Origin of the sequence: Streptomyces sp. NPDC056479, from assembly GCF_042795335.1 — a bacterium.
Taxonomy (GTDB): Bacteria; Actinomycetota; Actinomycetes; order Streptomycetales; family Streptomycetaceae; genus Streptomyces.
In genome coordinates, this window is the sequence record NZ_JBHTRZ010000013.1 from 310,253 (window position 1) to 330,006 (window position 19,754).

Genomic DNA, 19,754 nt, shown 5'->3' on the forward strand with positions numbered 1-19,754 from the left:
CACAGTGCGGTCTCCTTGGCACCCCCGTGGTTCCGGTCGCGTCGGCCGGTCCTTAACCTGACCCTGTCAAGAGCATTGCGGGGCAACGTGAATCAGATGCAGGGCCAGCTCGTTTCGGGCCGCTACCGGCTCGCCGACGCGATCGGCAGCGGCGGTATGGGCCGTGTCTGGCGTGCGCACGACGAGGTGCTCCATCGAGCGGTCGCGATCAAGGAATTGACCGCCGCGCTCTATGTCTCCGAGAGCGATCAGGAACGGCTGCTCGCGCGCACTCGCGCCGAGGCCCGCGCCGCCGCCCGGATCAACCACTCGGCCGTCGTCACCGTGCACGACGTGCTGGAGCACGACGGCCGGCCGTGGATCGTGATGGAGCTGGTCGAGGGGCACTCGCTGGCCGACGCGGTCAAGGAGCGTGGACGGGTCGAGCCGTCCGAGGCCGCCCGGATCGGCCTGTGGGTGCTGCGGGCGCTGCGCGCCGCGCACTCCGCCGGGGTCCTGCACCGTGACATCAAGCCCGGCAACGTCCTGCTCTCCGCCGAGGACGGCCGCGTCCTGCTCACCGACTTCGGCATCGCCCAGATCGAGGGCGACACCACCATCACCCGCACCGGCGAGGTCGTCGGCTCGGTCGACTACCTCGCCCCCGAGCGTGTCCGCGGCCATGACCCGGGCCCCGCCTCCGACCTGTGGGCGCTCGGCGCGACGCTGTACACGGCCGTGGAGGGCCGCTCGCCCTTCCGTCGCACCTCGCCGCTGACCACCATGCAGGCGGTCGTGGACGAGGAGCCCACCGAGCTGCAGCACGCCGGAGCGCTCGCGCCCGTCATCACCGCCCTGCTGCGCAAGGATCCGGCCACCCGGCCCGGCGCGGCAGAGGCCGAGCAGATGCTGGCCGAGGCGGCGGAGGGGCGCAGGCCGAGCGCGGCGCAGGTGTACGTGCCGACCCAGCACAACCGGTACGTGCCGGAGGCGCGCACCGGGTCCGGGTACGCCGGGGCGCCCACGCCCACGGGGGCGCAGACGGCGGCGACCGGCACGCCGTACCCCCCGATGAACGGTCCGACGACGATCGGCCGGCCGTACGACACGGCAGGCACCGGCGGTACGCCCGCCCCGCCGCCCCGCAAGCGCCGTCGTCTGCGCACGCTCGCCCTCGTCGTCGCACTGGCCGCGATCATCGGCGGGGGCACCGCGGTGGTGCTGCAGAAATGGGGGCCGCAGGAAGGCGGCGGCGGCACCTCGGTCTCCTCCTCGCCCGACCCCACGGTGGACGAATCGCCGCGCCCGGCGGGCGGCGTTCCGGCGTCCTGGGTCCGCTATGAGGACCCGCTCGGCTTCAGCCTCTATCTGCCCAAGGGCTGGCAGCGGGAGGTGGTCGGCCCGGAGATCGACGGGCTCCAGCAGGTCGACTACACGCCCGACGGCGGCGAGCACTTCGTCCGGATCGCCGTCGACACCTCGCCCGACTTCGCGAACGCCTACGACCACATGGCGGACCTGGAAGACCAGTTGGGACGGAAGCTGGTCGACTACTCGACCGTGTCCCTGAAGCAGAACCTCTACCGCGACCGCGATGGCGCCCTGTGGGAGTACACGTGGAACGCGCTGGCCAAGGACACCCCCTTCCCCGGGCCGCGCCACGCGATCGACCAGGCGTACATCGACCGGGACGGCACGGAGTACGCGATCTACATGTCCACGCCCGAGGCGGACTGGACAGCCACGCGCAAGCAGTACACGTCGGTGCTCAAGGGCTGGCAGGCGAGCGGCTCCTGACGTCCCGTACGGGTCCTCCTGACGCTTTTGAAGTCGTTTGCTCCTTTGCATAGTTGGCCGATCGGCGCCCCGGAGTCGGCGCATCCGGTGGGGCATGATGGGGCCCATGGGGACCGAGGGCGCCAATTTCCGTGTGATCGCGGGGCGTTACCGCCTCGAGGCGACGCTCGGTCGCGGCGGCATGGGTGTCGTCTGGCGGGCCACCGACCAGTTGCTCGGGCGCAGGGTGGCCGTCAAGGAGCTCCCCCTCGACGATTCGCTCTCCGCGGCCGAGGCCCGGCACCAGCGCGAACGGACGTTGCGCGAGGCCCAGGCGGTGGCACAGCTCAGCCATCCGCACGTCCTCGTCGTCCACGACGTGGTCGAGGACGAGGAACGCCCTTACATCGTCATGGAGTTGATCAATGGCGACTCCCTCGCCGACCGGATCGCGACGCACGGCCCGGTGGACGCGCGGGAGGCCGCCCGTATCGGCGCCGACCTGCTGAGCGCGCTGCGCACGGCCCACGCGTCCGGCGTGCTGCACCGTGACATCAAACCGGCCAACGTCCTCATCGAGAACGGCACCGACCGCGTCGTCCTCACCGACTTCGGCATCGCCCAGGTTCCCGGCACCCCCACGCTCACCGAGTCCGGCTCCTTCGTCGGCTCGCCCGAGTACACCGCGCCCGAGCGGATGGCCGGCGCCGGGACCGGCCCCGCCTCCGACCTGTGGTCGGTGGGGGCGCTGCTGTGTGCGGCGCTGAGCGGTGAATCGCCGTTCCGGCGGGATTCGTTGAGCGGCGTCGTGCTCGCCGTGGTGTCCGACGAGATACGTCCGCCCGCTCAGGCGGCACCGATCCTGCCCGTCGTCCAGGGGCTGCTGGAGCGGGATCCGGGGCTGCGGCTGGAGGCGATGGACGCGGAGCGGATGCTGCGGGAGTTCCTGGAGACGGGGATCGACCTCGTGCCGAAACGGTTCAGCAGGGCGGAGCGCCCGTACTCGCCCCGGAGCGTGCTGGCCACCGTCGTGCTGGTCGCCGCGATGGCGGTGGTGGGGGTGTCGGCGGCGGCGCTGCTGGTGAAGGGGGGTGGGGACGGGGGTGTGGTGCCGACGAGTTCGGCGCCGGAGAGTTCGGTGAGCTCCTCCAGCGCTCCCAGCCGGTCTCCATCTCCCAGCAGATCTTCGTCCTCCAGTCAGTCTTCGTCCTCCACCGGGTCGCCGTCCTCCAGTCGATCTCCCTCCCTCAGCCGGTCCCCCTCTCCGGCCAGCCCTTCCTCCCCCAACCCGTCGCCCTCATCGAGCACTTCGGTCCCTGAACCCACCAACCCTGAATAAAGGGGAGATAAGCGGCGACCTGAGTCACGGGTCTGTGACCGGAAAGGGTTCCCGCTGGATGCCGAAGCCCTCGCCGCGATATGGATGGAGCCATGAGCAGCAACGGGGGAGCCCCTTATCGGTCCGACGAGCCGACGAGTTTCGAACTGCAACCGCCGCAGTCGAACCCGTCCGCGCACGTCCCGCACCCGGACAATCCGTATGCGACGCCCGCCGGATCCGTACCGCAGCAGACGGCGCCCGCCCAGTCCGCCGCGCCCGCTCCACCCACCCCCGACCCCGGCACCGGACGTCTGGTCGTCGACCGCTACCGGCTGCTCGCCAAGCTCGGGCACGGCGGCATGGGCACGGTCTGGCGGGCCAAGGACGAGACGGTGGACCGTGAGGTCGCCGTCAAGGAGCCCCGCGTCCCGGATCACCTTCCCGAACGTGAACGCGCCAACGCCTACGAGCGGATGCGCCGCGAGGCCCGCGCCGCGGCCAGGCTCGATCACCCGGCGGTCGTGAACGTGCATGACGTTGCAGTCGTGGACGGCCGGCCGTGGATCGTGATGGAGCTGGTGCAGGGCCGTTCGCTGGGCGACGCGCTGCAGGAGGGCACGCTCGGCGCCCGCGACGCGGCGAGAATCGGCCTCGAAGTGCTCGGCGCGCTGGAGGCCGCGCACGCGGCGGGCATCCTGCACCGTGACGTGAAGCCGGACAACGTCCTCCTCGGCCGCCATGACCGCGTCGTCCTCACCGACTTCGGTATCGCCCAGATCGAGGGCGAGACCAATCTGACCGACACCGGCGGCTTCGTCGGCTCGCCCGAGTACATCGCGCCCGAGCGGGTGCTGGGTCAGCGCCCGGGACCGGCGAGCGACCTGTGGTCCCTGGGCGTCGTGCTGTACGCGGCGACCGAGGGCGTCTCGCCGTTCCGCCGAAGCAACACCCCGGCGACCCTCCAGTCGGTCCTCAACGCCGTGCCCGCACCGCCCGCCTCCGCGCAGGGCCCGCTCGCCGAGGCCATCAACGGCCTGCTGCAGAAGGACCCGGCGCGCCGCCCGAACGCCGCGCAGACGCGAGCCCTGCTGGAACAGGCGGCCAATCCGCCGACGCCGGCGACCACGCAGGTCGTACGGATACCCGAGGGCGTCCAGGGCGGCATCCGACTGGGGCGCAAGGCGTTGCTCGGGATCGGCGCGGCTGTCGTCGCCGGGGCGGTGGCGGCATATCTGGTGATCGCCGACCCGTTCGCGGGGTCGCTGCCGGACGGCTGGACGAAGCGGGTACACCCGAAGCTGGGAGTGACGCTGCAGGTGCCCGCGACCTACCAGGTCGGCAGGCCGGACGCCGATGACACGGAGAAGAACTGGGTCACCTACTCCGACTGGAGCGGCAGCGTCTGGATCAGGGTGAGGCTGGCCAGGAAGTCCGAGGACACCTCGAACGAGATCAAGAACTCCGCCGCGGCCGAGATGTACGCCGACAACGAGGAGTTCAAGGAGCAGGGCAGCTACGACCTCGCCATGCCCAAGGGCCCCGACACGGACCCGGAGCAGACCACGTACCAGGGCAGGCAGTCGGCGGAGAACACGATCACGTACGACACCAACGACACCGAGAACCCTCGCCCCCGCGAGCTGAAGCTCTTCTACTACAAGACCTCGGCCGGCGACATGTACAAGGTGACGATCAGCTACCCCGGCAAGGGAGACTTCACCGACCGGGGACGTGAGGTGGCGCGCACGACCATCGCGAACCTGGACATCGGCAAGCTCTGAACTGGCGAAGTCCCCACCTCGCAGGGTAGGCATGGGACATGAGCGATGACGGTGGCGGCACCGGACCCAACGGGCGTGTGATCGGCGGGCGTTACCGCCTGGTCGAGCGCATCGGCTCCGGAGGGATGGGCACCGTCTGGCGGGCGCTCGATGAACTGGTGGACCGTGAAGTCGCCGTCAAGCAGCCGAGGCTGCCGGGCGACCCGGAGGACGCCGGTCATCAGCGGGCCTCCCATCGGCTCCATCGTGAGGCCCGCGCCGCCGCCCGGGTGGACCATCCCGCCGCCGTCTCCATCCATGACGTCGTCGTGGAGGACGGACTGCCCTGGATCGTCATGGAGCTGGTCCGCGGCGAGTCCCTGCACGAGGTCCTCCAGCGCGGCCCGGTGGAGGCGTCCGAGGCCGCCCGCATCGGCCTCGCCGTCCTCGGCGCCCTGCGTGCCGCGCACGCGGTCGGCATCGTCCACCGTGACGTCAAGCCCGCCAACGTGCTGCTCGGCGCCCATCGCCGGGTCGTACTCACCGACTTCGGCATCGCCCACATCCAGGGCGAGGAATCCCTCACGGTCAGCGGCGAGTTCATCGGCTCGCTGGAGTTCATCGCACCCGAGCGGATGTCCGGCCGGGGCGCCGGCCCCGCCTCCGACCTGTGGTCCCTGGGCGTGCTCCTGTACGCCGCCGTGGAGGGCTGGTCGCCCTTTCGCCGTACGACCCTGGAGTCCACGCTCGCCGCGATCCTCGCCGCCGATCCGCCCGAGCCCAAGCAGGCGGGGCCGCTGGGGTCGCTGATCGTGCGGCTGCTGGAGAAGGACCCCGACCTGCGGCCCGGTGCCGAGGAGGTCGGTGCGGCGCTGGAGGCGGTGGCGGAGGGTTGGCCGGCGCCGGCGCTCTCCGGCGGGTCGGCGGTGACGGGGCCGCAGGACGCTTCCGGGTTACGGGAGTTCGCGGAGGACTCGGGGACGGTACGGCTGGGGCAGGGGGCGGCGTCCGAAGCGCCGGGCGAGCCGAAGTCGGACCATGAGCACGGGTCCGAACCGGCCACGGGCGCGACTTCCGAACCAGCCACCGGTGGGACTCCCGAACCCGCCACGGGAGCGAGTCCCGAACCGCCAACCGTCTCGACGACCCCCACGAAACCCCAGCGCCGCTCCCGGCTGCTCCGCCCCGCCCCCGTCGCCGCGCTCGCCGTCCTCCTCGTGGCCGGTACCTGGTTCACCACCTCCCGCGTCCTCGCCGACAAGGGCGACGAGGTCAAGGAGATGAACCCGGTCTACACCTCGGCCCCCCTGGCCCCCGGGTCCACGCCGGCCTCCACCGCCACCACCCCCACCGCCCCCAAGTGGATCGCGCATCGCGAGAAGGACATGGACGCAGTCCTCTCCCTCCCGCCCGAGTACAAGGAGGCCGCGCGGGAGGGCAGCGCCGCCGACCCGCCCCGGCTGGTCGTCTACGACATCGGCCTCGTCCAGGTCCGCCTCACCCAGTGGGACAAGGCACCCCGCCCGCTGCTGGACCAGGCACAGGAGGCGCACGACACCTGGGACAGCTACAACCACGACGCGAGCACCCAGGCCACCCGCACCACCTTCAAGGGCTATGACGCGGTCCTTTCCGACACCACCTACGACATGGAGGAGTCCCCGAGCCGCGTCATGCAGCTGATCGTCGTCACCGGTGACGACCGCATGTACGAGCTGCGCGTCGACATGCCCAAGGGCACGCCCACGGAGAAGAAGGGGACGGCGGTCTTCAAGGGCGCCCGTGACCGACTTGAGATCGGACCGGACTGACCGTCACCCGATCTCCGTTGGCAACGGCCTGATCAGCGCGTTTGTTGCCAGTGGACACTGGCACCATGTGAGCACTCCGTGAATCCGCGTTACCGACGGGTACACAAAGCCTCCGCTCCGGCATACTCTGCGCCTCATGACGGACGCGCAGGCCCCGGCCAAGACCGGCACCAACCCTCTCGCCCCCGCCCCGCAGGGCGCCCGTACCGCTGCCGACGTGGTCACCCCCGAGCTGGTGGCCCAGCTCACCAAGGGCGTGGTCGGTTCCGGCCGGACCGCGAACCACACGCCGTTCACCGGCGAGAAGCTGGCCGACCTGCCGGAGTCGACGCCCGAGGACGTGGCGAAGGCCTTCGAGTCGGCCCGCAAGGCTCAGGCCGTCTGGGCGCAGGTCCCGGTGCGGCAGCGCGCCGCGGTCCTGCTCCGCTTCCACGACCTGGTGCTGGAACGGCAGGCCGAGGTCCTCGACCTCATCCAGCTGGAGACCGGCAAGGCCCGTCTGCACGCGCACGAAGAGGTGCAGGCCGTCGCCGTCGCGGCCCGTCACTACGGCCGTAAGGCGCCCGCCTACCTCAAGCCCAAGCGGCACGCGGGCGCCGTGCCCACGCTCACCCGCGTCACCGAACTGCGTCACCCGCGCGGTGTCGTCGGCCAGATCGCCCCCTGGAACTACCCGCTGGAGCTGTCCGTCGGTGACGCGCTCCCGGCATTCGTCGCGGGCAACGCGGTCGTGATGAAGCCCGACACGGAGACCTGCCTCACGGCGCTGTGGGCGCGCGACCTGCTGATCGAGTCCGGACTGCCCGCCGACGTCTTCCAGGTCGTCCTCGGCGAGGGCCCGGTCGTCGGCCCCGAGGTCGTCAAGCACGCCGACTACGTCTCCTTCACCGGCTCCACCAACACCGGCCGCCAGGTCGCGCAGGGCGCCGCCGCCCGGCTGGTCGGCGTCTCCCTCGAACTGGGTGGCAAGAACGCCATGCTGGTCCTTGAGGACGCCGACGTGGAGAAGGCCGCCGCGGGCGCCGTCCGCGCCTGCTTCTCCTCCGCCGGTCAACTGTGCATCTCCATCGAGCGGTTGTACGTCCACGAGTCGATCGCCGATGCCTTCGTCGAGCGCTTCGCCGCCCGCACCAAGGCGATGCGGCTCGGCACGTCCCTGGCGTACGGCGCCGACATGGGCTCCCTGGTCGGCGAGCGGCAGCTGGAGACGGTCACCCGGCATGTGGAGGAGGCCGTCGCGAAGGGCGCCAAGCTCGTCGCGGGCGGCACGGCCCGCCCGGACATCGGCCCGTACTTCTTCGAGCCGACGATCCTCGACGGTGTCGAGCCGGCGATGACCGTCTGCTCCGAGGAGACCTTCGGCCCGGTCGTCTCCATCTACCGTTTCAAGACCGAGGACGAGGCGGTCGAGCACGCCAACTCCACGCCGTACGGCCTCAACTCGTCGGTCTGGACGAAGGACGGCGGCCGTGGCCGCGCGGTCGCCGCCCGACTGCGCACCGGCACGGTCAACGTCAACGAGGGCTACGCCCCCGCGTACGGCAGCGTCCAGTCGCCCATGGGCGGCATGAAGGACTCCGGCCTCGGCCGCCGGCACGGCTCCGAGGGCATCCTCAAGTACACGGAGGCCCAGACGGTCGCGCAGCAGCGACTGCTGCCGATGGCGCCGTCGCTGGGCATGGACGACGAGAAGTACGCCCAGTTCATGAGCCGCAGTCTGAGGCTGATGAAGACCTTGCGGTTCAAGTAGAAACACCCGTTCTCAACGAGGAGAGCATGTGCCACAGGACACCTATGACTACGACGTGATCGTCGTCGGATCGGGCTTCGGCGGCTCCGTCACGGCCCTTCGTCTCACCGAGAAGGGCTACCGCGTAGGTGTCCTGGAAGCCGGCCGCCGCTGGACCCGCGAAACCCTCCCCAAGAACTCCTGGGACCTCAAGAACTACCTGTGGGCACCCAAGTTCGGCATGTACGGCATCCAGCGCATCCACCTGCTGGGCAACGTCATGGTGCTGGCGGGCGCCGGCGTCGGCGGCGGCTCCCTCAACTACGCCAACACCCTCTACGTACCGCCGAAGGCCTTCTTCGACGACCCGCAGTGGCGTGACATCACGGACTGGCAGGAGGAGCTGAAGCCGTACTACGACCAGGCCCAGCGCATGCTCGGCGTACGGCTCAACCCGACGATGACCCCGTCCGACGTCCATCTGAAGGCGGCGGCCGAGCGGATGGGCGTCGGCGACAGCTTCCACATGGCGCCGGTCGGCGTGTTCTTCGGGGACGGCAAGGACGCCGAGGGGGAGGCGAAGGCCGAACCGGGCAAGGAGATCGCCGATCCCTACTTCGGCGGGGCCGGCCCGGCGCGCAAGGCGTGCACGGAGTGCGGTGAGTGCATGACGGGCTGCCGGCACGGCGCGAAGAACACGCTGAACGAGAACTACCTCTACCTGGCCGAGAAGGCGGGCGCGGTCGTCCACCCCCTGACCACGGTCGTCTCGATCACCGACGACTCGCAGGGCGGCTACGCGGTGGCCACCCTGCCGACGGACCGCAAGAAGGGCGGGGACCGGCTGTTCACGGCCCGCCGGGTGGTGGTCGCGGCCGGTACCTACGGCACCCAGACCCTCCTGCACCGGATGAAGGCCGGCGGCCAGCTGCCGCACCTCTCCCCGAAGCTGGGCGAGCTGACCCGCACCAACTCCGAGGCCCTGGTCGGCGCGCAGACCGACAACCGGCGCTACCGCCGGGCCACGGGCGAGCCGAAGGTCGACTTCACGCGCGGAGTCGCCATCACGTCCTCGATCCACCCGGACGAGAACACCCACATCGAGCCGGTCCGCTACGGCAAGGGCTCCAACTCGATGGGCGGCCTGTCGATCCTCCAGGTCCCCTATGCGGAGGGCTCCTCGCGGGTCGCGGGCTGGCTGGCGAACGCGGTCCGGCACCCCATGATGCTGCTGCGCTCCCTGTCCAACCGCCGCTGGTCGGAGCGGACCATCATCGGCCTGGTGATGCAGTCGCTGGACAACTCGCTGACGACGTATCTGAAACCGGACGGCGTCGGCAAGGGCCTGCTGACGGCACGGCAGGGCCACGGGGCCCCCAACCCCAAGCAGATCAAGGCCGCTTCGGAGGCCGCGTCGGTCATAGCCGCCGACATCAACGGCTTCGCCGGCTCCAACGTCGGCGAACTCATGGGCACCCCGCTCACCGCGCATTTCCTCGGCGGCTGCCCGATCGGCGACTCGCCCGAGACCGGCGTGATCGACCCGTACCACCGGCTGTACGGCCACCCCGGGATCTCGGTCGTCGACGGGGCGGCGGTGTCGGCCAACCTGGGCGTGAACCCGTCCCTGACGATCACGGCACAGGCCGAGCGGGCGATGTCGTACTGGCCCAACAAGGGCGAGGCCGACCCGCGTCCGGCGGCGGGAGCGGCGTACGAACGTCTGAAGCCGGTCGAGCCGCAGTCGCCGGTGGTGCCGGCGGAGGCGTTCGGGGCCTTGAAGCTGCCGTTCCTTGGGATGCCGGCGATGCCGCCGAAGAAGTAGGCACGCGGCCGAACGACCGGACCGAACACAGAGAAGGACCTGCGCCCCCCTCCGAGCGCAGGTCCTTCTCTTTCTTGCGTGTAGCTCTGCTGAGGCTTAGGCCTCGGCACCGACCCTGCGGCGCTTCATCGCGAACACGACGCCGGCACCGGCGACGATGGCGATACCACCGACGGTGCCGAGAATCGGCAGGTTGGAGCTGGAGCCGGTCTCGGCGAGGCTGCCGGTGACGTCGACCTCGTTGACGTCGGAGATGGGCTGCTGGCCGCCGGTCTGCGGCTTGGCGTCCTCCGGGTCACCCGGGTCGGAGCCCGCGGCGAGGATGTCGAAGAAGTAGACCCAGCCGTTCGGGTCGTCGGCGAGCCAGCAACCGTCGGCGTCCGAGTACTGCGCGAAGCCGCCGGTGAGACCGATGGCGTCGGGCACCTTGCCGCTGACGCTCAGCCGCAGCTTGAACGACGTGGACTGACCGGCGTCGAGTCCGAACGCGGTGAAGGTCGCGCCCTCACCGGCGGCGTCGGCGAGGGTCTGCCAGGTGCCGGCCTGCTTGTCGAAGACCTGGACCTTGATGTCGCCGGAGTAGTCCTCGGCGTCCCAGCCGACCGCGGCGACGCCGATCATCGGCTTGATGTTCTTGATGGCCTCGTCGCCGGAGTTGGACACGTCGAACGAGAAGTTGGTCCAGCCGCTGCCCGCGACGACCGTCTCGGGCAGGCCCGACAGACCGCTGTGCAGGTCGGCGCTGAGACCGACCTCCTCCTCGTCCGCGTCCTCGCAGAAGTCGACCTCCTCCGGGGCGCTCTCGCTCGCGCTCGGCGAGGGGGAGGTGGAGGCGGCCGGGCTGCTGTCCTCGGCGGCCGGGGTGGACTCGTCGGCGGCCGGGGTGCTCTCGTCCGCGGCGGGGGTGCTCTCGTCCGCGGCCGGCGTGCTGTCCTCGGCGGCCGGGGTCGACTCGTCGGCGGCGGGCGTGCTGTCCTCGGCCGCGGGGGTGGTGTCCTCGGCGGCAGGCGTGCTCTCCGACACCGTCGGCGTCGCAGTCTCGTCGTCCGTGGCGAACGCGGCCGGCGCGGACAGCAGCGCGATCGGCGCTATGACAGCCGTCGTGGCTGCGGCGGCCAGTGCGCGGCGAAGCTTCATGAAGACCTCGAAAGTCCGGAGTGCTGCGACACCGCAGCACGCGCTATAGGGAGGCCTCCGCGTGTGGGGCGCGGGTGTGGCCGTTGTTTCGCAGGGTTGGATCGGTGACGGCTGTGAATGGTTGTGCCTTCACTAACAGATTTTTTATGTGCGCTGCGTCACATGGGCGATGATCCGTTCGGTGGCTACGAACTGACGTACGCTCAGCGGCCGACAGCCCCCTGAGAGGAAGCGCACACCGCCGTGACCGACAAGCCGTCCGAAGGGCACAGACCGGAGCCCGAGGGCTCGTCCATACCGGACGAGGCATGGGAGAAGTTCGTCCAGGACGCCGCGCGCGACCGGGACTCCGTACCGAAGGAACCGTCCGCACGGGCCCGGATGGTCACCGAGCGCCTTCGGCAGCAGGACGCCCGGGGCGAGACGCCCGAAGGATGGCGAACCGGCCCCGCCTGGCAGGAGATGAACGGGCGGGCCGCCCGGCGCCGTCGCCGGTGGGCGATCGTCGGAGTACCTCTCGCCGTCGCCGTTGCCGTCGTGGCGCTGCGGCCCTCGCTGATTCCCGGCGATCCGTTCGGCACGGCCACCGCGTCGCCGAAGGGCGCGGCCGCGTCGCCTCTCCCGGCGGAGACCACCGCCCCGACGGCCGCGCCCGGCGCGGCCGATCCCGCGATCCCCACCAGGGCCAGGCCGTTCGCCGGCTCGCCGGCCGAACGCTGGGCCGAGGGCGAGGCCGGCATCGCACTGCCCAAGGCCACCCAGGTCGGCTCGCTGTCCAAGGGACAGGTGGAGCAGGCACTGCAACAGACCAGAAAGCTCCTGGTCGACGCCAACCTCGACCCGGCCACTCTGCGCGGCGAACGGCCGGAAACCGCCCTCGGTGTCATCGAGCCCCGCCAGACGGAGCTGCTCGATCTGCTGACCACCGCGCTGCGCAAGCCGGACAAGGACCACGATCCCCTGTGGATGTTCAGCCGCTTCGACCCCGCCGAAGTACGGCTCGCCGGTGATGCCGTCAAGACGCGCGGGCGCATGACGTTCAAGGCGGGTGAGCATGCCTCCGTCGTCGTGCACGCCGACTACACCTTCGTCTACCCACTGGCCCGCGAGGGTTCGACCGAGGTGGCCCGCACGATCATCCGCCGGGTTCTCGACGTGGAACTCTCCGACCCGGCCAAGTACCAGGTCACTCCGGGGAAGATCACCGTCCAGCGCTACGACCAGGAGATCGGCAACTCGGCCTGCTCCGTGTACGACGGATATCTGCACCCGGAGTTCGACTCGTCGATGCCCACCGGCGCACCCGCCACCGGTCCGACGACCGACCCGTACGACCGCAGCAAGGACATCGACGCGGACCGGGTGGAGGGGTGCGGCACCGTCTCCCGCACTTGACGCATGGGGCGCCCGGACAGGAGAAGGGCCCCGCAGGACGGAGCCGCGGGGCCCTTCTTTGGTCAGCACCGACGTCAGGGCAGCGTCGGTGCCTGGGAGCGGCGCCGGGGGGTTGCGCCGCTGGTCCTGTTGCCGCGTTCCGTCTCTGCGGACGCGCGGCGGGCAACGTATGGTCTCGACCTCTGGCAGTGCGGCGACGCACGACCGGACCGAGGCAAGATGGGTGTCCGGGGCGGGACTTGAGCCGGTCAGGCGTGGGACGACAGCGCCTGCGGCCGTGGGACTTGGGGCTTTTCTACGCATCGTGCTGGACGGGCGCGGCCACCGCAACCGTTCGACCCGGCCTTGTACTCCCTCTTACCCTTCCGCCGGCCGGCCCCGGGCGTCCCCGGAGCCGACCGTTCTCTTGGGTGACCGGGCTGCTGTCCCCTGCCGTCCGGTCACTTTCCTGGAGCGAGGTCCCACGGCGCACGGTGTGATCCGTCCGCCTCATCGCTCCAAGCGAGCCACGCGTGGTTCTTCGGGCCCGCCCCTGGCTGGCACGGACACCGGTACCAACGAAGCGGTGCGGGAGGCGTCACGCGCCGTACGAGTGAGAGGGGTGCCGAACTCAGATGCGACCGCGGCACAGTTCGAGCAGCGTCATGGCGAGAGGCGTGCCCGGCTTGCCCAGCGCCTCGCTGTAGTGGTGGAGGATCTCCATCTCGCGGGAGAGGTTCACCCGCCGGCCGCCCGAGGTGATCCGCGCCTCCTGGATCACCGCCGAGACGGCCATACGTTCCTGGATCAGGCCGATGATCCGGTCGTCGAGTGCGTCGATGCGTTCACGGGCGCCGGTGATCACGTCGGCGGCCTCGGGGGTGTGGGCGCCGGTCTGCTCGGCGGTGGTGGCGGTCATGCGGGGCTCCTGTAAGGGGTGGGGTGCCCCGGTGCGACAGGACCCGGAAACGCCAGACGCCCCGGGCCTTGTCGGCCCGGGGCGCCTGGGAAGTCGCTTGTCAGTTGCTCAAGCAGCACGACCATGGCAGCCGGCGGGCCGGGTGCCATAGGTAAAGAGGAAGGTCGCGTACGTGAGCATGGGGTCAGTATGCCGTGCCGTCCCGGGGTGTCCAAGCCGGTTCGCATCCTGAGACGGGGCTTGCCCCGGAGGGGGTCCCGCGGATCCCGGTAGACTCGGCCCCACACACACCTCGCTCACCGCCGGAAGGCAACCCGTGTCATCAGCGAACCCCGCAGCCGCCCCCGACACCGTCCTGGTCGTCGACTTCGGTGCGCAGTACGCCCAGCTCATCGCCCGTCGCGTCCGCGAGGCCCGGGTCTACAGCGAGATCGTGCCGAGCACCACGCCGGTCGCCGAGATGCTCGCCAAGAACCCGGCGGCGATCATCCTCTCCGGCGGCCCCTCGTCCGTGTACGAGACGGGCGCCCCCCAGCTGGACCGCGCCCTCTTCGAGGCCGGCGTCCCCGTCTTCGGCATGTGCTACGGCTTCCAGCTCATGGCCCAGAGCCTGGGCGGCACGGTCGACAACACCGGCTCCCGCGAGTACGGCCGTACCGATCTCCACGTCTCGAAGTCGTCCTCCACCCTGTTCGAGGGCACCCCGGCCGAGCAGCACGTGTGGATGTCGCACGGCGACGCCTGCTCCGCCGCCCCCGAGGGCTTCACGGTGACGGCCTCCACGGACGTCGTCCCGGTCGCCGCCTTCGAGAACGACGAGCAGAAGCTGTACGGCGTCCAGTACCACCCCGAGGTCATGCACTCCACGCACGGCCAGCAGGTGCTGGAGCACTTCCTGTACCGGGGCGCGGGCCTGAAGCCGGACTGGACCACCGGCAACGTCATCGAGGAGCAGGTCGCGGCCATCCGCGAGCAGGTCGGCGACAAGCGCGCCATCTGCGGGCTGTCCGGCGGCGTGGACTCCGCGGTCGCGGCGGCGCTGGTCCAGAAGGCCATCGGCTCCCAGCTGACCTGCGTGTATGTCGACCACGGTCTGATGCGCAAGGGCGAGACCGAGCAGGTCGAGAAGGACTTCGTGGCCGCGACCGGCGTACAGCTGAAGGTCGTGGACGCCGAGGAGCGGTTCCTCAAGGCGCTGGCCGGGGTCTCCGACCCCGAGGAGAAGCGGAAGATCATCGGCCGCGAGTTCATCCGGGTCTTCGAGCAGGCCCAGGCCGAGATCATCGCGGACGAGGGCCCGGCGGTGGAGTTCCTGGTGCAGGGCACGCTGTACCCGGACGTGGTCGAGTCCGGTGGCGGCACCGGCACGGCGAACATCAAGTCCCACCACAACGTGGGCGGTCTGCCGGAAGACCTCGAGTTCCAGCTGATCGAGCCGCTGCGCAAGCTGTTCAAGGACGAGGTGCGGATGGTCGGCCAGGAGCTCGGGCTCCCGGACGAGATCGTCCAGCGCCAGCCGTTCCCGGGCCCGGGCCTGGGCATCCGTATCGTCGGCGACGTGACCAAGGAGCGGCTCGACCTTCTGCGTGAGGCCGACGCCATCGCCCGCGAGGAGCTCACGGCGGCCGGCCTCGACCGGGACATCTGGCAGTGCCCTGTGGTGCTGCTCGCGGACGTCCGCAGCGTGGGCGTGCAGGGCGACGGCCGGACCTACGGCCACCCGATCGTCCTGCGCCCGGTCTCGTCCGAGGACGCGATGACCGCCGACTGGTCGCGGCTGCCGTACGAGGTGCTGGCGAAGATCTCGACCCGGATCACCAACGAGGTGCGGGACGTCAACCGAGTCGTCCTCGACGTGACCTCGAAGCCGCCGGGGACGATCGAGTGGGAGTAGGCCCCATGGGCCTTACGGGCCCTAGGAGCGCTTGACCGTGCGCAGGGGCTTGCCGGGCTTCCAGCTCTGGACGACCAGGTACTTGTCGTCCTCGACATAGGTCCTGACGACCTCGGTCAGCTCGGTACGGAAGAGGTGGAACGGCTCCGGCGGTTCCACCTCTTCCGTGTACGCGGCCTTCACCTTCCGATCCTCGACCTCGATCGCCCGCCCGGAGATCCGCACATCGCCGCCGCCCATGGACTGGCCCTCCCCGGGGTTCGCCTGGAGCGCGAAGCGCGGGTCGCGGCGCAGGTCGAGGGCCTTGAGCGAGTTCGGCATCATGCCGAGCCACAGCTCGCCGTTCAGGAAGCGGACCTCCAGGCCGGTGGTGCGCGGGGAGCCGTCCTTGCGGAGGGTCGCGAGGATGTGGTGGGTGAAGGCGCCGAAGCGTTCCTCGGCGGTGCGGGCGAGGTCCGGTTCCGCCTCGGTGAAGGAGGCCCAGTTCACTGTCATACGGTGAGTGTCGCGCCGATACCCGACATCTGCTGTCTGGTTTCCACCGCCCGTAGAACGCCGTCCGGGCGGGATCTTTACAGAACAGCTCTGTTCTCCTGCGCTGACCGACGGTAACTTCCGCCCCGTAAGCAACCCAGTGCTGGAGGACATATGCACGGGACGCCCCTCGGGCCCACTCCGCCCTCGCCGCTGCCGACCGACCGGCTGCGGTTCGCGATGCCGCCGATGCACGAGTCCCTCGACGACGAGCGCCGGCATCGCAAGGAACGGCTGGCGGGCGCGCTGCGGATCTTCGGGCGGCTCGGATTCGAGGACGGGGTCTCCGGGCACATCACCGCGCGCGACCCCGAGTTCAGCGACTGCTTCTGGGTCAATCCGTTCGGGATGCCGTTCAAGCACGTCACGGTCAGCGACCTGGTTCTCGCCAACTCCGAGGGGCAGGTGATCGAGGGCCGCTATCACGTCAACCAGGCCGCCTTCACCGTCCACTCCCAGGTCCACGCCGCCCGCCCGGACGTCGTCGCGGTCGCCCACTGCCACTCGGTGCACGGGCGCGCGCTCGCGGCACTGGGGGAGCTGCTCGACCCGATCACCCAGGAGAGCTGCGCCTTCTACGAGGACCACGCCCTCTACGACGCCTACTCGGGGGTCGCCGTGGACGCCCTGGAGGGCCGCCGCATCGCGTCCGCGCTCGGCTCCCGCAAGGCCCTCGTCCTGCGCAACCACGGGCTGCTGACCGTCGGAGACTCGGTGGACGCCGCGGCCTGGTGGTTCCTGTCGATGGAGCGGTCCAGCCAGGTGCAGCTGACCGCCAGAGCGGCGGGACGCCCGGTGCTGATCGAGCATCGGCAGGCGGTGGCCACGCGGGAGCAGTTGGGCGGGGATCTGGTGGCGTGGATCAACTATCAGCCGATGTGGCAGGACGTGAGTCGGAGCGAGCCGGATCTGCTGAGCTAGTGAGGCGGCGGGGCGGCGGGGTCGGTGATCAGAAACCGCGCAGGACGACCGCCTTCGTCATCGCGAACTCCTCGTCCGTGAGTACGCCGTCCCTGTGCAGCTCGCCCAGCTCCCGCAGTCTGCGCAGCAGTACGTCGTGGTGGTCGGCCGGGGGCGGGACGGATGCCGCCGGCAGGGGGCGGTCGGAGTAGTCGACGCCGGTGCGGGTGGAGGGGTGCGGCAGGCGGGCGGTGACGGCCGTGGCCACCAGGGCCGTGAGCAGGTCGCGGCGGGTGCTGCCCCACAGGTCCAGGGCGTACGGGTCCTTCTCCGGCGGCAGCTTGGAGAACACCGTCTCGCGGGTCACGAAGCGCAGGAAGCCGTCCTCGTGGCCGGAGTTGGGCAGCCACTCGACCTGGACGAGGTCGCCCACGTTGATGATCCGCGGGCCCGTCGCCCGCTTGACCCGGTCGGAGGTGTCGGACCAGTCGATCCGCACCTGGGTGCCGTCGAAGGAGACCATGCCGTCGGAGGAGCGGACGGAGACCGGGACCGGGGGGCCGGGGAGGAGGTAGGTCTTGGTCGCCTCCTTGGGGATCTGGTCCAGGAGCAGCGCCTGGCGGATCTCCTCGGCGACGTACTCGGCGACTCCCGCACGGTCGACGTCCACCGCCAGCCGGTACGGGTCCGCCGCCTCGGGCAGCCGGCCACCGGTCGCGTGCAGCAGAGGGTCGGCGCCCTCGCGCAGCCGTATGCGCAGCCGTCCGCGCTTGCGTTCGGGCTCGAAGACGATGCTCGCCACGGCTTCGAGGGGTACGGCGATCTCTCCGTACGTCTGCCGGAACAGCGGCACGGAGCGGTGGAGTCCCGGCGTGATCCGGACCGTTGTGCCGTCGAAGGCCCAGGTCCCGTCGCGCTGGATGATCTCGGCCATGGGGAAATTCTCGCAGCCGGGTCAACACGGTCGCCCTCCGATCACCCGCGCCGCGCGGCCCTGCCGACCGTGGAGCGGCTGGTGTACGGCACAATTCGCTGTCGTCGTACGGGAGTTGTGGGTGGCTCGGACGGTGGCCGAAAACGGTGGTGGTCGGTATGTGAGACCCGGGTGCCGGTGGTGGGGCTGTGGGCTATAAGGCGGTGTGGCCGTGTGGTCGGGTGCCTGTGTGTTCCGGTGATCGTGGGGTCGGGTGACTGTGTGGTCGGATGGCCGCGTTGTCGGGTGGCCGTGCGGTCGGGTGGCCGTGCGGTCGCCGTGAGGGTTGTCGGGGCCTGAAGGGTGTGGAGCTCTGAAGGCCGTGGGGTCGGTTGCGAGGTTTGAGGAAGGCGGGCGTCGGTCGTGGCGGTGCAGGAGGCTGGGCAGGGCGGCGCGGTCGCGGGCGCTCATGGGGGTGGCTGCACCTGTGGGGACTGTCCGCACGGGGCGCGTGCGGGGCATCGGCGGGCGGTTGCCGCATTCCTGCTGAAGCGGGACGAGTTCGCGGCCGGGCAGGGCCTCCCGGCGGCGGTGGCCCACTCGGCGTCGGCCTCTCGGCAGTGGGTCTCCGAGGAGTTGACGCAGTCGGCGGAACTCGTCGCCGAGCGGGGGCGGGCCGAGGGCGAGGCGTGGCTCGCACGGCTGTGGTGGCGTACGGCGTGCGTGGTCTGGGGACTGGTCGTGGCGCTGCTGCTGGTGCAGGCGCTCACGGCGATCGGCGCCGGATGGACCGCCGCGCGTACCGCCGGGCTGGTGGCGGCGGTCGTCACGGCCGGGGCGCTCACCGCGGCGTCGTGGTTCCACCGGGCGCGCGGTGGCGTGCTGGCGCCGGTCATAGGGGAGGACAACCGGCTGTCCACCTCGCGGGCCGTGGCCGGGGCGTGGGTGCTGTTCGTGGCGTACGCCGTGCTGGTGCTGGTGGGGCGGTTGGCCGCGGCGTCCGGGCACGCGGAGCGCGATGCGCTGATCGCCGGGCTTGAGCTGGGGCGGGGGGCCGGTGTGGTGACCGTGCTCGCCGTGGTGTGTGCGATCGCTGTACTGGTCCGGCGGGTGGTCGGGGTGCGGGTGCTCGGGCAGCGGCTGCAGAAGGTCCGGGCGCATCGGCCTCGGGCGGCGGATCTGCTGACGGATGACGCGGGGCGGGGGACGTTCGCCGACATTCAGTACGTCGTGATCGGCGGGGTCGCGCTGCTGTTCGCGGCGGTGCGGTTGGGGCGGCGGCCGGATCAGTTGCCGGATCTGCCGTGGGGGTTGGCGGTGGTGGTGCTGGTCTCTTCGGCGACGTATCTGGCGGGGAAGTACGCGGAGGGGGGTCGGCCGGTGATTCTCTCGGTGGTGCGGGCGCGGGAGGCCGGGGATCTGGATGCGCCGATCCGTACGGGGGACGACATCGAGATCCGGGGGGCCGGGTTCGTGCCGCCCGGGGCGCAGGGGGCGGACGGGTTGTCGCGGATGGTGGTGCGGGTGGGGGCGGTGCATGTGCATGTGCCGTTGGTGCCGGTGGCCGGGGGGTTCAGCAATCCGACGGATGCGGTGCTGACGGTGCCGGTTCCGGTGGAGGTGGAGCCGGGGCGGGTGGAGGTGCAGGTGGTTACTGCGGCGGGGGTGGAGACCAATCGGTATGTCATTGATGTGACCGAGTGACGGGTGCCTCCGGGGGTTGGGCTGTCGATGCCTGCGGCGGCCCGCTTTGGTGAGTGGGGGTGCGGGTAGCGCCTGCGGTGTGGGGGTGGGTCGGGGCCGTGCCGGGGGGTGTCCGTCCTCGGTCGGGCGGTTGCCGTCGGGCAGAGAGGTGCTCTTCGTTGACGCCCGCCGCTGCGGG

14 protein-coding genes are annotated in these 19,754 nt (G+C 70.8%); 10 read left to right on the plus strand and 4 right to left on the minus strand.

Annotated features, from left to right (window positions below):
- The first annotated feature begins 96 nt into the window (after positions 1–96).
- From ACFQ6S_RS40800 to ACFQ6S_RS40825, 6 genes are all read left to right on the plus strand, one after another.
- Positions 97–1,776 (plus strand): serine/threonine-protein kinase, encoded by a 1,680-nt coding sequence (locus ACFQ6S_RS40800; RefSeq protein ID WP_383420768.1) that lies wholly within the window; start codon positions 97–99, stop codon positions 1,774–1,776.
- 106 nt (positions 1,777–1,882) lie between these two features.
- On the plus strand, positions 1,883–3,094 hold the full coding sequence (locus ACFQ6S_RS40805) for a serine/threonine-protein kinase (RefSeq protein ID WP_383420770.1): 1,212 nt from the start codon (positions 1,883–1,885) through the stop codon (positions 3,092–3,094).
- 92 nt (positions 3,095–3,186) lie between these two features.
- Positions 3,187–4,857, plus strand: a complete 1,671-nt coding sequence (locus ACFQ6S_RS40810; RefSeq protein ID WP_383420772.1) for a serine/threonine-protein kinase — start codon at positions 3,187–3,189, stop codon at positions 4,855–4,857.
- A gap of 38 nt (positions 4,858–4,895) precedes the next feature.
- Positions 4,896–6,647 (plus strand): serine/threonine-protein kinase, encoded by a 1,752-nt coding sequence (locus tag ACFQ6S_RS40815; protein WP_383420774.1) that lies wholly within the window; start codon positions 4,896–4,898, stop codon positions 6,645–6,647.
- A 136-nt stretch (positions 6,648–6,783) separates the two neighbouring features.
- Positions 6,784–8,397: a succinic semialdehyde dehydrogenase gene (locus ACFQ6S_RS40820; RefSeq protein ID WP_383420776.1), complete on the plus strand. Its 1,614-nt coding sequence runs from the start codon at positions 6,784–6,786 to the stop codon at positions 8,395–8,397.
- 28 nt (positions 8,398–8,425) lie between these two features.
- Positions 8,426–10,201, plus strand: coding sequence for a GMC family oxidoreductase N-terminal domain-containing protein (locus ACFQ6S_RS40825; protein ID WP_383420778.1), 1,776 nt, complete (start codon positions 8,426–8,428; stop codon positions 10,199–10,201).
- A gap of 96 nt (positions 10,202–10,297) precedes the next feature.
- Here ACFQ6S_RS40825 and ACFQ6S_RS40830 read toward each other — a convergent pair whose 3' ends face one another.
- Positions 10,298–11,338: an LPXTG cell wall anchor domain-containing protein gene (locus ACFQ6S_RS40830; protein WP_383420780.1), complete on the minus strand. Its 1,041-nt coding sequence runs from the start codon at positions 11,336–11,338 to the stop codon at positions 10,298–10,300.
- A 243-nt stretch (positions 11,339–11,581) separates the two neighbouring features.
- Here ACFQ6S_RS40830 and ACFQ6S_RS40835 point away from each other — a divergent pair, with 243 nt between their 5' ends.
- A complete protein-coding gene (locus ACFQ6S_RS40835; protein WP_383420782.1) occupies positions 11,582–12,733 on the plus strand; it encodes a hypothetical protein in 1,152 nt (383 codons plus the stop codon).
- 610 nt (positions 12,734–13,343) lie between these two features.
- On the opposite strand, the gene ACFQ6S_RS40840 is transcribed toward ACFQ6S_RS40835, so the two are convergent.
- Positions 13,344–13,631: a chorismate mutase gene (locus ACFQ6S_RS40840; protein ID WP_383420784.1), complete on the minus strand. Its 288-nt coding sequence runs from the start codon at positions 13,629–13,631 to the stop codon at positions 13,344–13,346.
- A 316-nt stretch (positions 13,632–13,947) separates the two neighbouring features.
- Between ACFQ6S_RS40840 and guaA the strand changes: the two genes are divergently transcribed.
- The gene (guaA, locus tag ACFQ6S_RS40845; protein WP_383420786.1) at positions 13,948–15,525 is read left to right on the plus strand and encodes a glutamine-hydrolyzing GMP synthase; all 1,578 of its coding nucleotides are present in this window, start codon (positions 13,948–13,950) and stop codon (positions 15,523–15,525) included.
- A 21-nt stretch (positions 15,526–15,546) separates the two neighbouring features.
- On the opposite strand, the gene ACFQ6S_RS40850 is transcribed toward guaA, so the two are convergent.
- The gene (locus tag ACFQ6S_RS40850; RefSeq protein ID WP_383420788.1) at positions 15,547–16,020 is read right to left on the minus strand and encodes a pyridoxamine 5'-phosphate oxidase family protein; all 474 of its coding nucleotides are present in this window, start codon (positions 16,018–16,020) and stop codon (positions 15,547–15,549) included.
- A gap of 153 nt (positions 16,021–16,173) precedes the next feature.
- Between ACFQ6S_RS40850 and ACFQ6S_RS40855 the strand changes: the two genes are divergently transcribed.
- Positions 16,174–16,980, plus strand: a complete 807-nt coding sequence (locus ACFQ6S_RS40855; RefSeq protein ID WP_383420790.1) for a class II aldolase/adducin family protein — start codon at positions 16,174–16,176, stop codon at positions 16,978–16,980.
- Positions 16,981–17,008: 28 nt separating this feature from the next.
- Here the strand turns inward: ACFQ6S_RS40855 and ACFQ6S_RS40860 are convergent, their stop codons facing one another.
- Entirely contained in the window at positions 17,009–17,893 is an 885-nt protein-coding gene (locus tag ACFQ6S_RS40860) for a DUF4429 domain-containing protein (protein WP_383420792.1), read from the minus strand.
- A 402-nt stretch (positions 17,894–18,295) separates the two neighbouring features.
- Between ACFQ6S_RS40860 and ACFQ6S_RS40865 the strand changes: the two genes are divergently transcribed.
- Positions 18,296–19,576, plus strand: coding sequence for a hypothetical protein (locus ACFQ6S_RS40865; RefSeq protein WP_383420794.1), 1,281 nt, complete (start codon positions 18,296–18,298; stop codon positions 19,574–19,576).
- Positions 19,577–19,754 lie beyond the last annotated feature (178 nt).

Coding starts and splice junctions, on each gene's coding strand:
- ACFQ6S_RS40800 (WP_383420768.1), top strand. CDS start 97: ATGCAGGGCCAGCTCGTTTCGGGCCGCTACCGGCTCGCCGACGCGATC.
- ACFQ6S_RS40805 (WP_383420770.1), top strand. CDS start 1,883: ATGGGGACCGAGGGCGCCAATTTCCGTGTGATCGCGGGGCGTTACCGC.
- ACFQ6S_RS40810 (WP_383420772.1), top strand. CDS start 3,187: ATGAGCAGCAACGGGGGAGCCCCTTATCGGTCCGACGAGCCGACGAGT.
- ACFQ6S_RS40815 (WP_383420774.1), top strand. CDS start 4,896: ATGAGCGATGACGGTGGCGGCACCGGACCCAACGGGCGTGTGATCGGC.
- ACFQ6S_RS40820 (WP_383420776.1), top strand. CDS start 6,784: ATGACGGACGCGCAGGCCCCGGCCAAGACCGGCACCAACCCTCTCGCC.
- ACFQ6S_RS40830 (WP_383420780.1), bottom strand. CDS start 11,338: ATGAAGCTTCGCCGCGCACTGGCCGCCGCAGCCACGACGGCTGTCATA.
- ACFQ6S_RS40840 (WP_383420784.1), bottom strand. CDS start 13,631: ATGACCGCCACCACCGCCGAGCAGACCGGCGCCCACACCCCCGAGGCC.
- ACFQ6S_RS40850 (WP_383420788.1), bottom strand. CDS start 16,020: ATGACAGTGAACTGGGCCTCCTTCACCGAGGCGGAACCGGACCTCGCC.
- ACFQ6S_RS40855 (WP_383420790.1), top strand. CDS start 16,174: ATGCACGGGACGCCCCTCGGGCCCACTCCGCCCTCGCCGCTGCCGACC.
- ACFQ6S_RS40860 (WP_383420792.1), bottom strand. CDS start 17,893: ATGGCCGAGATCATCCAGCGCGACGGGACCTGGGCCTTCGACGGCACA.